A 17,520-nucleotide genomic window follows, 5' to 3' on the forward strand; every position below is an offset into this window, starting at 1 on the left:
CGCCTCACGCCGTGCCCGGCAGGCTGACCGTCGGGGGCACGAAGGGACCTAAGATGAGTGCTTTGACCAGGATGTTTTCTGGCACATCCAGCCTCCTTTCCGGCCTGCTCAAACACAAGAAAGGCGCGGCTCCGCAGGAGATCTCGAGCCTGAAGATTCCAGGCTGGTACCGTCCCCACCTGCTCCCGGAAACCAGAAGACTCATTCACGGCGACAAGCCGGTATTTTTATACATTCCGTGGATTGCCGAGCACACGGACGCACTGATCGCGAAGCTCGGAAGCGATCAGGGTTACACGCTGGTGCCCTTCGACATTTTCCAAGGTGTCGAGGACAATACCACGCGCCGCGAGATTTTTCGATTCGCACAGGAGAACCCGGACGTTTACCGGAGGCTTGTTGCGCGTCGTCTCGTTCAATTGCGCAGACATATCTGCGGCATCATATTTACATTTGACTGGGCGCCCATTGCACACATGATTGCCAATGTATGCGCGGAGCTGGACATACCGCGCATTCTCATTCCACATGAGTCTGTCTTCGTCGATCGAGATAAATATTACTGGGACCCCACCACTCGCGCCTCGGTGCCAATCGCCGATCTGGTGCTCGGCTGGGGGCGACTGCAACGGGAGATCTTCCTGGAGCGCGGATACCCTGCGGAGCGCTTCCAAGTGGTGGGCGCGCCCAAGTTCGATCCATATGCGGCCTACCAACCGGCGCTGACCCGGGAGCAGTTCTGCCGGCTATATGGTCTGCGCGCCGACCATAAGATCATCCTGTTCGCGACACAGCCGCTCGACTCACAGCTCGACACGCGCCAGGCGCGGAAATCCCAGGCCAGCGCCATCTCCGATCTGTTCGAGTACGCGCAAGCCCACGGGTGCCAGTTGCTGGTGCGGCTGCCCCCTTCAAAGGACGATGTCCTCGGTGACGAGCTGCGCACGCGCCTCATTAGGTCGCCCGCCGGAGCGGTGGACGACGCCCATTGCTACCTCGTCCCCCCCGAGGAGGCCGTATACCACGCGGACGTGGTCAGCTCAGTCAACAGCACGATGCTTTTCGAGGCGGTGCTGCTTGGGCGGCCCGCGCTTTCCATGAAGTATGTTGCCTTCGACCAGGTCTGGGAGAAGGTGGGAATTCCCGCCGCGCACAATCGCGAGGAAATGGCGGCAATCCTCGCCGACATGCTCGCGGGCCGATGGGCCCCGACAGAAGAAGGCATGGCCTGGGCCGCCGACATGTTCAGCATCGGCGCTTTTGATGGCAAGGCCTCGTCGCGCATCGGCATGGTGTTGGCGGATATCGCCAGCGGCAAGAGAAACCTGCAGCTGCGCGCCGATGCCGGGGAGCGTCTGTTCGCGGGGCAGAGTATCGACGTCGTCGGCGTCCCGCCCATCCCTGCTTTGTCGCAGGACCGCCAACCCCACCTTCTCTCGCTGCTGAAGGCCCGCACGCGCGTCGACCGCAACGGCGCGGCTGAGCTGAAATGGCTCTCGGGCGTGGATGTCTTCCTGCGCTGGGGCATGGGGGAGAGCGAGGAGGAGCGCGCGCAATTCGAGATCGCCCGCGCTTTGGGGCGGCCTTTGATCACAGCGGAAGACGGGCTGATCGGCCCACCAGGGGCTTCGCTGATCCTCGACGACACCACGGCGCATTATGATGCCGCAGGAGGCTCGCGGCTGGAGCGATGGCTCAAGAGCGGCCCCGACCTCACGGTGGCCGAACGCCAGCGCGCGCAGGCCGCCATCAACCGGATCGTGAGCGGGCATCTGTCCCGCATTGGTCCCGCGACTGCGGCATGCGCAGCCATAGGCAGCAGCGAACACCGCAAAATTCTCGTCGTGGACCAAGCAATTGACGACCCCGCCGTGCGCTGCTCCGCAGCCGGGCAGGCAGCCTTTGCCCAAATGCTGCGCAACGCCATGGACCGCTTCAAGGGCTGCGACATCATTATTTTCCGGGATTTCGCCGACGGCACCGGGCACCTCGGCGCCGACGCCCTCACAGCGGCGCAAATCGATCCTCAGCTCATCGGCACCCAAGTCTTCGAGGCGCCCGCGGGGACCAATCCCCACGCCATCTTTCAGGCGGTTGACGAGGTCTTTGTGGTGACCTCCCATGTGGGCTTTGAAGCGCTCATGGCCGGCAAGACGGTTCAATGCCACGGGACCCCATTTTACGCCGGCTGGGGGCTCACCGAGGACCACGTGCCGGCGGCAGGTCGCGGGCGCAGTCGCACGATAGAAGACCTGTTCCACGCCTCCTACATCCTGCATTCGCGCTATTGCGACCCACGAAGCGGCGAAGCAGTGGAGCTGGAGCAAGCCCTCGACCAGGTTGCAGCTGCGGCTCCTTGATCGCCTCCCGGCGGCCGCGCCGCTGGACCGGGCGATGATCGCTCAGCCCCGGGGGTGCGTTCAGGATGCGGCCTCTGCCGAAGATCACAGGGAAGCGCATCAGGTCCACGGACACATCGAGACCGAGAGGGAGGCCGGAGCCGTCCGGCCCCGGACGGCCCCATGCGAAGGAACGCGGTGTGAACGAACACGGTTCTCGAACCGGGGGCAGGTCCGCGCCACCTTCCGACGCCGGCAGGCAGACAATAGACCGAGCGGCCTCGCTGTAGACCGGACCATTGATCCCCCAGCGAGTTCGCCGCATCCATCACACGGGAAAGCGCCGCTGCCCGCCACCGTGACTCGGGCAGCAGCCTTGCTCCCAACCCGGAGGAGAAAAGGGGTCAGGCCCGGCTACTCGACCGTGACGGACTTGGCGAGATTTCGGGGCTGGTCCACGTCGGTGCCCATTATGACAGCAGTGTGATAGGCGATGAGCTGCACGGGCAGCACATAGACCATGGGGCACACCACGGCCGGCATCTCCGGCAGGATCAGCTTCTGCACGGCATCGCCATGGGCCATCTCCGCGCCCCTGGCATCGGTGATGAGGATGATCCTGCCGCCGCGGGCCGCCACCTCCTCCATGTTGGAGACGGTCTTCTCGAAGATGCGGTCATGGGGCGCGATCACCACCACCGGCATCTTCTCGTCGATGAGGGCGATGGGGCCGTGCTTCAGCTCGCCGGCGGCGTAGCCCTCGGCGTGGATGTAGGAAATCTCCTTCAGCTTCAGCGCCCCTTCCAGCGCCAGCGGATAGTTCGGGCCGCGGCCGAGATAGAGCACGTCCTGCGCATGCGCGAGGGTGCGGGTCAGCACCTCGATGTCGGGGGCGAGCTTCAGCGCCTCGGTCATCAGGCGCGGCACCTCCATGAAGGCGCGCACCAGCCGGCGTTCGTCATCCTCCGCCACATGCCCCGAGGCCCGCCCCAGCGCCACCGCGAGGCAGGCGAGCGTGGCGAGCTGGCAGGTGAAGGCCTTGGTGGAGGCCACGCCGATTTCCGGACCCGCCAGGGTGGGCAGCACCATGTCCGCCTCGCGGGCGATGGTGGAGGTGGCCACGTTCACCACCGCAACCACCTTCTGCCCGCACGCCTTGGCATAGCGCAGGGACGCCAGGGTGTCGGCCGTCTCGCCCGACTGGGAAATGACGATGGTCACCCCGCCCGGCTCCAGCGGCGTTTCCCGGTAGCGGAATTCCGACGCGATATCGATGGAGACGGGAATGCGGGCGAACTGCTCGATCCAGTATTCCGCCACCGCGCCGGCATAGAGGGCGGTGCCGCAGGCGGTGATGGAGATGTGCCGCACATCCTTCAGGTCGAACGGCAGCTCCGGCAGCGCGACCTTTTCGGCGGCAAGGTCGAGATAATGGCCGAAGGCATGGGACATCACCTCCGGCTGCTCATAGATCTCCTTCGCCATGAAGTGGCGATGGTTGCCCTTGTCCACCAGCAGCGCGCCGGCCGGCACCTTCTGCACGGGGCGGGCCGCCACCGCGCCGCTCTCGTCCCGGATGGTGGCGCCCTCGCGGGTCAGCACCGCCCAGTCGCCCTCTTCCAGATAGGTGATGCGATCGGTGAAGCTGCCGAGCGCGATGGCATCGGAGCCCAGGAACATTTCCCCGCTGCCATAGCCGATGGCGAGGGGCGAGCCGCGCCGGGCGGCGATCAGCAGGTCGTTTTCACCGTCGAACAGGAAGGCGAGGGCGAACGCGCCCTTGAGGCGCGGCAGCACGGCTTCCACCGCCGCTGCCGGCGTGCGGCCGGCGAGCAGCTCGCGGTCCACCAGCTGGGCCACCACCTCGGTGTCGGTGTCACTCTTGAAGCTCACCCCCAGATCGGTCAGATCCTGCTTGAGCTCGCGGAAGTTCTCGATGATCCCGTTGTGCACCACCGCCACCCGCTTGGTGGCATGGGGGTGGGCGTTGCGCTCGGAGGGCTTGCCATGGGTGGCCCAGCGCGTGTGCCCGATGCCGATATGGCCGTGCAGCGGATGCTTCATCAGCTTCTGCTCGAGGTGGCGCAGCTTGCCCTCGGCGCGGCAGACCTCGAGATGGCCATTCTCCAGCGTCGCGACACCGGCCGAATCGTAGCCCCGGTACTCCAGGCGGCGCAGGGACTCCACCAGGTGATCCGCGACCGCGCTCTTACCCAGGATGCCGACGATGCCACACATGCACTGAAGCTCCACATTGCGTTGCGCGCGCCCCGCTTCCGCCAGGGAATCGGTGTGCGCCGCGGGACTGGTTCATTCCTACCCCGCTGCACCGCAAGGCCAGAATCACTTCCGCTTTCGGTTCCTGTCTGCGGGCGCCGGCCGCGGCGCGGCCGCCCTCAGCGGGGGACGTGGCCTGCAAGTCTCGCTGACTTGCAGGAGGGCTGACTTGCAGGGAGCTGACTTGCGCGGATCCCTGACTTGGGGGCGCGGCTCATTCCCTGGCCTTGCGGGCGCGGAACTCGCGGGCCCAGCCTTCCTTCACCGTCTGCCGGCTGCGGGCCAGCACCAGGGCATCCTCGGGCACGCTGTCGGTCACCACCGCGCCGGTGCCCACAAAGGCGCCCCTGCCGATGGTCACCGGAGCCACCAGCGCCGAATTGACGCCGATGAAGGCGCCCTCGCCGATCTCGGTGCGGTGCTTGCCGAAGCCGTCATAATTGCAGGTGATGGTGCCGGCGCCGAGATTGGAGCGCGCGCCCACATGGGCATCGCCCACATAAGAGAGATGGTTGATCTTGGCGCCCTGTTCCACGTGGGAGGCCTTGATTTCCACGAAATTGCCGATGCGTACGCCGCTTTCCAGGCGCGCCCCGGGACGCAGGCGGGCGAACGGGCCGATGCTGGCCCCCTCCGCCACAGAGGCCCCCTCCAGATGGCTGAAGGAATGGATGACCACGTCATCCCCCACCGTCACGTCGGGGCCGAACACCACATGGGGTTCCACCACCACGTCCCGGCCCAGCCGCGTGTCGGCGGAAAGAAAGACCGTCTCCGGCGCCACCAGGGTCGCGCCCGCCGCCATGGCGGCCCGGCGCAGGCGCCCTTGCAGGATCGCCTCGGCCTCGGCGAGCTGGAGGCGGCTGTTGACGCCGGCCACCTCCTCCACGTCCGCCTCGGCGGCGACCGCCTTCAGGCCATCCGCGCGGGCCAGCTCCACCATGTCGGTCAGGTAGTACTCGCCCTTCGCATTGGCGTTGCCGATGCGCTCCAGCAGACCCAGCGCCACATCCCCCGAAAGGGCCATGAGGCCGGCATTGCAGAAGCCCACCGCCTTTTCGGCGGCGCTGGCGTCCTTCTCCTCGCGGATGGCGCGCAGCGTGTCGCCCTCGGTCAAAAGCCGGCCGTAGCCGGTGGGATCGGCGGGGCGGAAGCCCAGCACCGCCACCGCCGCCCCTTCGGCCAGGGGGGCGCGCAGGCGGGCCAGCGTCTCGGGCCGGATCAGCGGGGTGTCGGCATAAAGCACGAGAATGTCGTCGGCGCCCTGCTCCAGCGCCGCGCGGGCGGCGAGAACCGCATGGGCGGTGCCGAGCCGCTCGCGCTGGACGAACACGCGCGCATCGGGGCTCACCCGCAGCGCCTCGGCCGCCACATCCTCCCGGTCAGGGCCCACCACCACCGCCGTGCCCGTGGCGCCCGCGGCCCGCGTCGTCTCCAGCACATGGTGAAGCATGGTGCGGCCCGCCACCTTGTGCAGCACCTTCGGCAGACGCGAGGCCATGCGCGTGCCCTCACCTGCAGCCAGCACAACCACCAGCAGCGCCCGTTCCCTCATCATGCTTACTCCCTGCCCCCGCTCCAACCGCCCAGCCCCCAGCGGAAAGGCAGCGCTCGGCGTGGTTGTTGCCGCTCATTCCGCCTTGGGCGCGCGCTCAACCCTAGCGAGTGACCAGCGCCCATTGGGTGCTGGCACGGTTCGCCACGCGCACCGGCTCGTCACCGCCGCAGGAGACGCAGGAAGGATGCGGAGGCCTCCCCATCCCCATATCGCGCGCCGGACTCAGCCCTCCAGGATCTTCGCTTCGTCGCAAACGACATCGAACTCGTCATCTCCCGCCTCCAGGGCAGATGTCGCGAATTCCGACGCCAATGGACCGGTGAAGAACTGCTGCATCACGAGATCCACGCCGAACTCATTAACGTTCCGCATATCGGGTTCAAAGAAAAACCCTCGAGACGGATGTCCGATGATGATCTCGTAAGATGGGAAATAATGAATATCTGCATGGTCGGACGCGAGGTCGCCAGCCACCGCCCGCAACACCGACTTTGAATAAGTCGTCGCAGGCAGGACATGCTGGCCGGTCGCGGTCGCGATCAAGGGAACGGGCGAGACCGTCAGCAACATCCGCGCGCCCGGGTTGACCGACTTCAGCAATTGCCAGAAGGCCTGCATGTCCTCAAGGATCTCGCCATAGCGCAGATTGCGGAAGGCGTATTTCGCCGGATCATAGCTGCCGGCAATGGTCCCTGGCGCGGTGGGAAACATGGTCCCGTCCGCCTTCGCTTCCCAGCCCTCGGTCAGGCCAAGGGTGAAGACCAGCAGGTCGAGGGTTTCCAGCATGCGCCGCACGGCTGCGAGGTGGTCCGCCCGCGCGGAAAGGACGTCCTCGACGCGGGCCTCGCCAACCGGATCTATACCGGGGCGCATCGCGTCGAAGAACCGGCCCTGCTTTTCCCAGACGATTTCAAATGGCGTACGCAGTCCCAACGCTTCCTGCGCGAGCTGCAGCATCTGGCGGGCGGTGTAGACATTGCCGTATCGGCACGAAAAAACCCCGAACCCGAAGCGACGGGCGCCCGCCTCGTCCGTAAAGATGTCCGGCGCCGGCTCAAGATCCATGTAATTTGCGCCACGCACCTTCAGATTGCGCCCCAGGTGCTGGGCAAAGCAACTGCCTGCCGTTGCAACCTTATCGGCCTTTTTCAGAGGCAGCGGATCCCACATGTCGGCCATATCGGCGACATGACGCTCCGTCACCGCGGGCTTCCAAAAGCTACGCTGCGGAAACTGGCGATAGGGATTAACCATTTCAGCTCTCCTTCCGCTTGCGGAGTTCCGCCAACAAAGCGTGGATCTCCAGATCGGCGGGTGCGAACGTTTTGGGCTTGGCCGCAGCCTCGCCCTTTGCGGCCTGAAGGCGGTTCACCGAGCTTTCCACGCGAAAACGGGTTTTCAGCAGCTTCTCGGGGTCCAGATCATCGAGCATGGACGCCGCCTTAATCCAAAAGACGTACTCTCGCGGCTGAGCAACGTGGCCGGTGCGCCCCCAGAAATCCGAATGTAGAAGAAATCTCTCCGGCGTATTGGTACCTGCGACAGCCGCGCAAAATGGCAGCGCATGCTTGAGGTAATGGTGCCGATCTCCAATAGACTGAACGTAGATGACCGTATTACTGAATCCAGCCGCGTATACCTTACAAAGGTCACTCGTGATCACGTCGCTCAGTGGGCGATCCGCCGCAAGATCAGGCCAAACCGCCTCGCGATACCGCTCGATCGCCGCAGGGTAATAGGATTCAATATTGGTCTGCGGATTGCCGACTACGGCAACACTGTCGGGGTCGCCATGGGAGAAGGCCAATGCGGCGAAACCGCCCCCCGAAGTGCCGTGATAGATGCGCCTGGAAACTCCCAGAACCTCCGAAACAGATCGGATCATCTCAGACACAAGCCCGCGCGTATCGCACTGCTGATCGCCAGCATACCAAGCGATACCGAGGCGCGGATAGCGCAGAAGCAACGGATCCGCGATCGAAAGGCAGTGCGCTGCGGCCATCAAGGTCTTGGATGGCGCGACAAATTCCGGCGGCTTGCGCGTTTTCCTGTCCAGCGCTCCATGAAACAGAACGAGCACCGTCCTTGCGCCCGGACGAGTCGTCAGGCGCGCGTGAAGCATCACGTTCCCGGAACGAAACGGGAGATCCACGGTAACGGGGCTGGTCGCTGCTGCGGCCACCCGGAGTGCTTCGTCTGGTATCTCTAGCATTTGGCTTTCCCTGCCACGAACCAACCGGAACCGCGCTGTGGAGTCCTTATCCGCGCGCATCGGCTCACGGCAAACGCCCGGAATCTCCCGTTGACGCGTTTTCTTCAAGCAAGCCTACCCGCTTTGCTTGAACTTGCCCTAGTCCAAGAAACCGTCCAGCACCATTTTCGCGGTCGATGCCGTACGTTCCCAGGTGCGATTGCGTTCCACCCAGTCTCGGGCATTGCGTCCAAGAGTTTGGCGCAGGTCGGCATCCCGGATCAGACGCTCAAGGCCATCTGCCAAGCTATTCAGGTCGCCTTTCGCGAACACAAGCCCGGTTTCGTTCGGGACGACCATTTCGGCCAGAGCCTGAACCGAGGAGACCAGAACCGCTTTCTCCATCGACAGCGCCTCAAGCGGCTTCATGGGTGAAACCATCTCGGTCACCGGCTGCGGCTTGCGGGGGAATGGAGCAACGTCAATGAGTGAATACAGGCCGTGAACTTGCTCGTGAGGGACTCGGCCCGCCAAGATCACCTTGTCGGTAATTCCCTCTTCTGCGGCGATCCGCTCGATCGCCTTGCGAATCGGGCCATGATTGTTCGTCAGCGTATTTTCGCTGCCAACCAACAGCAGACGGAAGTCCACGCCACGTCGGCGAAGAATGCCACAGGCGCGCGTCAAATCATCAAGCCCTTCATACTGCACGAAGGTCCCGATGTACCCGATGACCGGCACCCCGTCGGGAATGCCCAGCTCACGCCCCAAGGCCGCATCACGCGCGCGTGGAACAAACTTTGAGGGATCGCAGGAATTGGGCACCAGCGTGATTTTCTCAGGCGCCACTCCGCGCTTGATCAGCTCGTCGCGCATCCCGCCGGTCAAGGTGAGAATGGCATCCGCATTCTTGGCGATATGGGTCTCAAGAAACGTCTCCGCGATCACTATAGGAGACGTCTTCATGACCGGCTTCGCCGAATAGCGGGCGACTTCCCACAGGCCACGCACCTCATAGATGAACGGTCGCCCGGTCCGGCGTGCGGCGACGAGCGCAGGCAGTGCCGAAACATAGGCGGAAGCAGCGAGAACGCAGTCGACATCAAACTCGCGGATGCGCGCTTCGAGGACCTGGCTTGCCGCAACAGAATACTCTTTCGAGTTCCATCCACGGCGGAAAACCGGCGTCTCGCTTCGGTGGTAAGGCACCGCGTCGATCAGATCCAGGGCCGGAATTTCCGTGCCCTCAAGCGCAGGGTCGGTGTCGGCAGGGAAGCCGGGCCGGGAGAGACAGAGCAAGTCGATCCCCTGCGCCCTCAATCCACTGGCCAGACCATGCCCGCGCGTTGCGTAGCCACCGGTCGCATAAGGCCGGGAGTTGTGCAGAACATAAAGAACCCTGTTCCGCGCGCCGCGGGTGCGGGGACCAGAGGGAACAGAACCGGCCTCCGCCAGCAGGCCAGAGTCGACTTCCGGCGCCAGAAACCCGCCCACGCGCTGATACAGCGCCTTGCGCTCCTCCTCCGGACAATGCGCATTGATCAGATCACGCGCGCCCTGCGCAAACTCCGGATCGCGGGCGTCCATGCTTTTGCGATAGATCTCGGTCAGCATCTTCAGGGCTGCGGGCCGCATGCCACCATATTGCAGCATCGCCAGCGCGGACCGAAAGCGACCGATCTTCATCAGCCGCTCGGCGGCTTCATAAAGGCCGTTCGCCTTTTGTAGATCTAACGCGACCTCGCTTGCTTCGCACTCCACATGAACTGCAGTCATGGTGTCACCCCAAAATGGGCGAAGACTTCGCGCGCTTGCGCAGCGGTGCGCTCCCACGTCCGCTCCTGCAGAACCCATTTCCGGCCTTCTGCGGCAAGGGACCGGCGCAGCTCAGGATGCAGGATCAGCTCTTGGAGAACGTCCGCCAAAGCCTCCACATTGCCCTTCTCGAACAGCATTCCGGTTTGATTGTGCTGCACCATCTCGGCCAGCGCCTGGACCGATGATGCGACGACCACCTTACCCATGGCATAAGCTTCCAAGGGCTTAATGGGCGACACCATTTCCGTTACGGGCTGGGGCTTGCGGGGGAAGGGTGCGATGTCGATCAGGGAATAATGGGCCGCGACCTGATCGTGGGGGATTCTGCCCGGCATGATCAGGCGGTGTGCCAGGGCCTCATCCGCCGCAGCCTCTTCGATCGCAGCCGTGACAGGGCCCTTGGTATTCGACGAGACATCCTCGCTGCCGACCAGCAGCAAACGGAAATCGAGGCCCCGCCGGGCCAACATGGCGCAAGCCCTGGCCAGGTCGTCCAGTCCTTCATATTGCACGAAGGATCCGATGTAGCCGATCACCGGAACATCGGGAGGAATGCCGAGTCGAGCCGCAAGCTCCAGATCGCGCTCCCGAGGCGCGAAGCGCGCCGGATCGCACGAATTCGGAAGCAGTGAAATCTGCTGTTCGGGCACCCCGCGCGCGACCAACTCCTCCTGCATCGGAGTGGTCAAAGTGAAGATGTGATCGGCGTAGATGGCGGACAGCGCCTCAAGCCGGGAAAACCGCGCATAGCTGAGCGATTTCTTGAACTTCGGCTCCCGCGAGATCCGGGTGACTTCCCAGAATCCTCGAACCTCATACATGAACGGGATACCCAACGCCCGAGCTGCGAGCTGCGCCGGCAACGACGTCAGGTGGTTCGAAGCCGCCAGAACCAAAGCCGGCCGGAGCTCCTGAAATACGCCCTTCAAGACTTCGGCGGATTGGATCACATACTCCTCGCCCTTGACCTCATTGCGGTCCGGCGAGACGAGATGGCGATAGGAAATCCCATCGGTGTTGCTGGAGGCGGGAACATCTTCCTTGCGGATGTCCGTGGTGTCGACGGGAAAGCCCGGCCGGGTGATCCCAATCACCTCGAATCCCTGCGCCTGCAGTCCCTTGGCCAACCCCTGGGCGCGCGTCGCATATCCGCCCGATGCGAACGGCAGGGCATTATGAAGGACGTAGCAGATGCGCCCCTTGACGGGACTATCCGTCCGAGGGGCGCGCTGGCGAAGCCGGGGCTCGATCACCGCCGGCACCAATGGGCGCCCGAGAACCTTGCGACGGGCAATCTGCAGCCAGTTCTGGTCCTTCTCCGACTCCGATGACAGCAGAAAAGGCTCTATGCGATGCAGAGCCTCTATGGCGTCGGGATAAGCCTCCAGCTCCATCGCAGTGGCAAAGATCTTCCGCATGATCATTGGATCTGCATGCAGATCCAATGCCATCTTGAGCATAAAGAGCTTAGATGCGCTCCGTCCAAACCGCCCCAATGTGTCGGCGGCTTCCACATATTGACGGCTGGCTGCAGCAGGATCCACCGCGGGAGTGTCGAGATCGCTCATCGTCGGGCTATACCGTTGCGTAGTTCGCCTGCCCGGTCCACACGCCTCGCGTGTCAACCAGACGCCGGGGCTTCTGCGGCATTGGCATTGCCTTGAAGTCGTCGTGATCGACCAGCAGGACGACAACGTCGCAGGCGTCGAGCGCCTCGCGCGGACGCACCAGGCGCGTCCGTCCTTCAAGCGAAGCCGGAAGCTTGCTGACGAAGGGCTCCACCACGTCCACGCGGTCCGGATACAGCTCCACCAGCCGGGTGGCGATGCTCAGCGCCGGGCTTTCGCGCAGGTCATCAATATTTGGCTTGAATGCCAGTCCGAGACAGGCGATCCGCGCGGGCTTTCCGGTCTCCTCGACATGCTCCGCGACCGCTTGATGGACCTTGGCGAGCACCCATTCCGGCTTGCCGTCATTGACCTCTCGCGCAGCACGGATGATGCGGGCTTCCGCCGGGGTCTGGCTCACAATGAACCATGGGTCGACAGCGATGCAGTGGCCACCCACGCCGGGGCCCGGCTGGAGGATGTTGACCCGCGGGTGACGGTTGGCGAGCCGAATCAGCTCCCAAACATTGATCTGCAAACGATCGCAGATCAGCGAAAGCTCGTTGGCGAAGGCGATATTCACGTCGCGGAAGCTGTTCTCGGTCAGCTTCGCCATTTCGGCGGTACGCGCGTCCGTTTCGATGCAATCCCCATCGACGGCAAGCTTGTAGAGCGTGCGTGCGCGCGCCGCGCAAGCCGGCGTCATTCCGCCGATGATGCGATCGTTGGTGACCAGCTCCGTGAGGGCATGGCCCGGCAAAATCCGTTCAGGGCAATGGGCCACACGGATATCCGAGTCCTCACCATGGGTATGGGGGAAAGTCAGGTCCGGGCGCTCCTCGGCCAACCAACCCGCCATCTTTTCCGTCGCACCCACCGGGCTCGTGGACTCGAGCACCACCAAGTCACCGCGCTTCAGGACCGGCGCGATGGAACGTGCGGCCTTTTCGACAAAGGTCAGGTCCGGATCGTGCCCGTCACCCTCGTGCACAAACGGCGTGGGAACGGCAATCAGAAACGCTGAGGCCGGCTCCGGCTGAGTCACCGCGCGCAGATGCCCCGCAGCCACGACCCGGCGCAGAGCGTCATTCAGACCCGGTTCGACGATGTGGCTTTCGCCACGGTTGATCATGTCCACCGCGGCTTTGTTGACATCAAGGCCGACTACATTGACGCCGCGGAGCCCGAAGACCACGGCGGTGGGCAGGCCGATATAGCCCAGCCCCACCATGCAGACACAATCGAAAGCCTTGTTCATCTCTGCTCTCCGAACCGTTCCAGCGCGTCCAGAATCCGCGGAACGGCCTTTCCATCGCCATAAGGGTTATGGGCGAAGCTCATCTTGTTCCAAGCGTCTTCGTCAGTTAGCAAGCGCGCCGTCCAATCGAAAATCGCGTCGGTATCAGTGCCGACCAGACGCACCGTCCCAGCCTCGACGGCCTCCGGGCGCTCGGTCGTGTCGCGCATCACCAGGACTGGACGACCCAGCGAAGGCGCTTCCTCCTGAATACCCCCCGAATCGGTGACGATTACGTAAGCGCGATTCATCAGCCACACAAACGGCAGATAGTCCTGCGGCTCAATCAGATGGATGTTGGCGCAGTTCCCCAGGATCCGAAGCACGGGTTCCCGCACATTGGGATTGAGGTGCATCGGATAGACGATGTCGACATCGGGGAAACGCCGCGCGAGTCGGGCCAGCGCCTGGCAGATGCGTTCAAATCCACCGCCGAAGCTCTCCCGGCGGTGACCTGTGACCAGAACCATCCGCCGGCTGCGGTCGGCGAGAAACTCGAAGCGCCCGGCGAGCTCCGCTTCGAGCGCCGGAGTGTCCCGAATACGCTCGACCACATGCAGAAGCGCGTCGATAACGGTATTGCCCGTTACCACAATACTCCCATCAGCCACATTCTCTCGCAAAAGCGCCTGCCGCGAACCCTCGGTGGGCGCAAAATGCAGGGCTGCCAATGCCCCGGTGACGCGCCGGCTGCCTTCCTCCGGCCACGGAGAATAGAGATTACCCGTTCTCAGCCCCGCCTCGACGTGGGCCACCGGTACCCGAGCATAGTAAGCACCGAGTGTAGCTGCCAACGTGGTTGCCGTATCACCATGAACAAGAACGATGTCCGGCCGCGCCTGAGCGATGACGTCGCGCAGCCCCAGCAGAATCGCGCTGGTGACATCATAAAGATCCTGACCCCGGCGCATCACGTTAAGGTCATAATCCGGAGAAATTTTAAATAGATTAAGGACCTGATCCAACATCTCTCGATGCTGCGCGGTCACGCAGACCGAATTTTCGAAACGGGGGTCAGCCGCGAGTCCAAGGACAAGAGGGGCCATTTTGATCGCTTCAGGACGCGTGCCGAAGACCGTGAGTGTCCGCAGAGTACTCATCACAGTTGAATAGCCATCCTTCGAAATTGCGGCAGAGCTATAAGGGACAAGGCCTAAAATGCCAACCTCATTTTGAGACGGATGGGTGCCCGGGACTCTGCAACTTTGGAGAAGTTAGGGCTAACACGGCACAAATTTCCTCTGCGGCATGCGGGAGGGACGTGCGATTGGCGCCGGATCCGCCCCTTGAACACGCTTCAAGCTTGCAGGTGATCAGGTCAACCGTGGCGACGCTCGCCGTTCCCCCGTTTCCTCGTGCAATTACCAGAAGATAGCGGGAGCCGATGTGGGCAAGGGGCTGTCCATGCAGATCGGCGGCACGCTGTACGGGGCCGGAGCAGACCAATCAAAGCGTGCTTCGGACCTTAGGATATCTTGCTCTGCGCGCATTCGACGACCTGCGGAGGACATGATTTCCACGGCTCAACGCGCGCTGCTGGGCCCACGTCGGTGAATGCGCCCGCAAGTCATCGATGTATGTTATTATTGTACCCCCACTTCTGGCACGCTGATTTGGTCCATCGAACGATTCGCCCCGGCACGACAAAGCGAAGCCTTGCGACCGGAAAGCGCCCGCTCGCGACCTGAACTCTTGAGGTGAGCAAGACCGGCCGGGGCATGCTCAACCGCCGCCAAAACGAGGGCGCACTGGCTTTCGTTTCCCATGACCGAGGCTCGAGCCCCCTCGAAGGGGACGCAACCGGCGTCGAATCCTGAGGCTGCAGGATCGATTCGCGCAAAGCTTCTTCTTAGCCATCTGCCTCGTCGCAGCTTTCGCATTCCGGCTGCGATGGCGGCATCCCGCGACAAAACACCCAGGGCCCCGCCTCATAACCAATAGCTGACGACGGCGGCGATGCGGCGCCATCGCAGGTCAGCAGCGGAGAGAAGCCGCGTTTCCAACGCCAACAGGCATTGGAAAGAATATTCGGCATCGCCCCACACCCCCGCCGCTCGGTCGCCCGGTTGCCGTCCTGGCCCCTGCCCCCTTGCAAGATCGCGCCTTCGGCATCCCCTTGGGCTCCGGCCATCCAACCGAGTAGTCAGCCGCCTGGCCGCCGACGAGAAGGAGGAGGATGGGCCAACCGACCGGTGCGCGCAGCGGCCAAACGAGCCCGCCATGGGTCCGCGCTACAAACGGACATAGCGATTTTAGAGGGGGCACGCGGCCCTTCCCGGCCAGCACATGGACCCCGCTCCCTGCACACGCGCGACCCGATGGCTGATCCGCCACTTCACCCGCCGATCCACGACGCGCGGCTGGCCGTGCGTGTCGCTCGGCATGTGGAGTTCATTCCGCGCGAGGCGGATTATTCAGCTGCGAAAACAAGTTGCTACCCCTCGTCCGGTCGCCTCCCGACGCGGCGAGCACAATCCGCGCCGCGCGCCGACCACGGCCACCCTCGGCCCCGGAACAACTTAGACTAACGCGGCCAATGTTACCTTTTTACATAAGCTCAATCATCGCGGTGGTGGCGCGCCGGGCGGCGCTTTGCTCAGGTTGCGGCCTCTGGCTCGGTGGCCGCCTCGAACCGCTGGAGCAACTCTTTCTCGAGCCGATCCCGCTCGCGGGCAAGTTCGGGGGCGGATAGCAGGGTGCGCAGCAGGGCTCGTGCCTCCGCCGCGCCGGCGGCCGCGGCCAAGCCGAGCACCCGGCGCCGGGCGAGCTTGAGCGTCGCGGGGTTCGAGCTGGCACGAGCCGCGCGAAAATATTCTACAGCCCGATCCGCGCAGTCAAATCGCAACAGGATCTCGCCAAAGGGCAGCGAAAGAGCCTCTTTCTTGAGAAGGAGAGCGCGATGTCGCTGCTCGACAGCCAGCACGTCAGCTTTCGATCCGTGATCACGAAGCAGTCGAAGGAGGACTCTCATTTGAGATTCGGTAACGGGGACCGGCAGCGCGATCGCCTCCCGGAGCTTCGCCGCGGCCGCTGCCTTGTCTCCAATCTCGGCCAGCGCCGCGCCCAGCGTTAGATGGAGCAGAAGGGTGTCCGGCTTGGCCACCGAAGGGATCCAGCGCCGCAGCAGCTCGACGACATCGCGATGGTGTCCCGCCGCCCCGAGCGCCTTGGCCCTGATCATCACCAATCTCGCGGCGACCTTTGATGTGTATGATTTCGCGGCGTATCTCGGGTCCACCGCCACGCGCTGTTCCAGCATCTCATAGCTAAAGCTATCTATCTCTGCCGCCGCCGCCCGGCTGCGCGCTCCCACCCGACGCGTCAAAGCCTGCGCCAGGCGCCCCATGTAAATGGGCGACAGGCGACGCGTGGAACGAACCCGGCTTCGAAATGGCACGCCAGACGACCCGTTGAGCAACAGGGCAACAACAGTGGAGGAGAGGATGCCCATGTCCTTAAGAAGCCCGCCAGGCCCATGGACGGCGAACGGCACCGGCAACGCCGTGATGGCGCGATGCCGCCGCAGACGATCGACGTGGATGCAATCGGCTCGAAACAACGGATCAAACAGAACCATCACCTCTCCGCCCTTGATCAGGCCGGCATCCATATCATCATGCTGCAAAACGATCCGCTCTCGATCAGCGCCCCAGCGCGTTTCGGTGGGGATCTTTTCCCCATCGATCGAATATTGCGGCACGCCGGCGAGCACCCGATGAGCACCCAACCGCTCCGAGAACATGAGGGCGCCATAGCCGCCCATGCTCATGCCATAGGTTACGATCGTTTTATATTTTGAAAGAATCCGCTCCCTGTGAAGCTTATCGATGACCTCATCCATTTCGGGCGTCTGCCACCAATGGTTCCAGCGATTATAAAAGCTGATCGATGGTATTTTATTTTTATTCAGGAAAGTCTCAGCTGGCCCCACGATCTCACTAGCCGGCTTACCTCGCCATTTGGCACGCCCGTCGCGGGCCGCGAAGCTGATGACCAGGGTGTCTCCACGGTGCTCCAAATGCTGCCGAACAACGAGATCAGCCCCGTCATGCAAAATTGTCTGCTTCCGCTTACCTAGCCACGAGCTTATCCACTTGACTTCGAACACGACCGCCGTCTCCGCATCGCTAGGTGTTTGGTCCGGGCATTTGGTGGAGTGAATTAAACCTGAATCGTTCCGGCAAATTTGTCCAGCATTTGGAGATCACCTCGCGGGGCTCCGAGGGCGACCGGGTTTTGGGAAAGACGTGCGCCTCAAGTCAGATGCACCATTTCTGCTCAACGCTAAGGGTAATGGCATGCCTCGGCCTCGGCCAGTGGGCTGTGCCCGGTGGTCTCCTGAAGCCGTCCACCTTCGTCGCGGCGGCTGAGGATCTCGCAAGTGGTTCGAGGAGTTTGGACTGTCAAAGAGCGGAATGTCGTGCCCGAGAGCG

At 63.3% G+C, this 17,520-nt stretch carries 10 protein-coding genes; 1 reads left to right on the top strand and 9 read right to left on the bottom strand.

Annotated features, from left to right (window positions below; genetic code table 11):
• The first annotated feature begins 53 nt into the window (after nucleotides 1-53).
• On the top strand, nucleotides 54-2,360 hold the full coding sequence (locus tag V5F26_RS03825; RefSeq protein WP_394947938.1) for a capsular polysaccharide export protein, LipB/KpsS family: 2,307 nt from the start codon (nucleotides 54-56) through the stop codon (nucleotides 2,358-2,360).
• A 393-nt stretch (nucleotides 2,361-2,753) separates the two neighbouring features.
• Here V5F26_RS03825 and glmS read toward each other — a convergent pair whose 3' ends face one another.
• The 9 genes from glmS to V5F26_RS03870 all read right to left on the bottom strand — a co-directional run bounded on the left by glmS (nucleotide 2,754) and on the right by V5F26_RS03870 (nucleotide 17,195).
• A complete protein-coding gene (gene glmS / locus V5F26_RS03830; protein WP_509210519.1) occupies nucleotides 2,754-4,577 on the bottom strand; it encodes a glutamine--fructose-6-phosphate transaminase (isomerizing) in 1,824 nt (607 codons plus the stop codon).
• Between the two features lie 253 nt (nucleotides 4,578-4,830).
• Nucleotides 4,831-6,171: a bifunctional UDP-N-acetylglucosamine diphosphorylase/glucosamine-1-phosphate N-acetyltransferase GlmU gene (gene glmU / locus V5F26_RS03835; protein WP_509210556.1), complete on the bottom strand. Its 1,341-nt coding sequence runs from the start codon at nucleotides 6,169-6,171 to the stop codon at nucleotides 4,831-4,833.
• A gap of 225 nt (nucleotides 6,172-6,396) precedes the next feature.
• Nucleotides 6,397-7,428 carry a GSCFA domain-containing protein gene (locus V5F26_RS03840; RefSeq protein ID WP_394058414.1) on the bottom strand — a complete coding sequence of 344 codons (1,032 nt, stop codon included), beginning with the start codon at nucleotides 7,426-7,428 and terminating at the stop codon, nucleotides 6,397-6,399.
• A 1-nt stretch (nucleotide 7,429) separates the two neighbouring features.
• A complete protein-coding gene (locus V5F26_RS03845) occupies nucleotides 7,430-8,494 on the bottom strand; it encodes a hypothetical protein (RefSeq protein WP_509210537.1) in 1,065 nt (354 codons plus the stop codon).
• A gap of 30 nt (nucleotides 8,495-8,524) precedes the next feature.
• A complete protein-coding gene (locus V5F26_RS03850) occupies nucleotides 8,525-10,141 on the bottom strand; it encodes a glycosyltransferase family 4 protein (RefSeq protein WP_394947876.1) in 1,617 nt (538 codons plus the stop codon).
• Nucleotides 10,138-11,751, bottom strand: a complete 1,614-nt coding sequence (locus tag V5F26_RS03855) for a glycosyltransferase family 4 protein (protein ID WP_394947875.1) — start codon at nucleotides 11,749-11,751, stop codon at nucleotides 10,138-10,140. The genes V5F26_RS03850 and V5F26_RS03855 overlap by 4 nt, the downstream gene beginning before the upstream one ends.
• A 7-nt stretch (nucleotides 11,752-11,758) precedes the next feature.
• Nucleotides 11,759-13,048 (bottom strand): UDP-N-acetyl-D-mannosamine dehydrogenase, encoded by a 1,290-nt coding sequence (gene wecC, locus V5F26_RS03860; RefSeq protein WP_394058408.1) that lies wholly within the window; start codon nucleotides 13,046-13,048, stop codon nucleotides 11,759-11,761.
• The gene (wecB, locus tag V5F26_RS03865; protein ID WP_394947886.1) at nucleotides 13,045-14,187 is read right to left on the bottom strand and encodes a non-hydrolyzing UDP-N-acetylglucosamine 2-epimerase; all 1,143 of its coding nucleotides are present in this window, start codon (nucleotides 14,185-14,187) and stop codon (nucleotides 13,045-13,047) included. The genes wecC and wecB overlap by 4 nt, the downstream gene beginning before the upstream one ends.
• 1,496 nt (nucleotides 14,188-15,683) lie before the next feature.
• Nucleotides 15,684-17,195 carry a hypothetical protein gene (locus tag V5F26_RS03870; protein ID WP_394947874.1) on the bottom strand — a complete coding sequence of 504 codons (1,512 nt, stop codon included), beginning with the start codon at nucleotides 17,193-17,195 and terminating at the stop codon, nucleotides 15,684-15,686.
• Between the last annotated feature and the right edge of the window lie 325 nt (nucleotides 17,196-17,520).

Origin of the sequence: Xanthobacter variabilis (genome assembly GCF_043831965.2) — a bacterium.
Classification (GTDB): domain Bacteria; phylum Pseudomonadota; class Alphaproteobacteria; order Rhizobiales; family Xanthobacteraceae; genus Xanthobacter.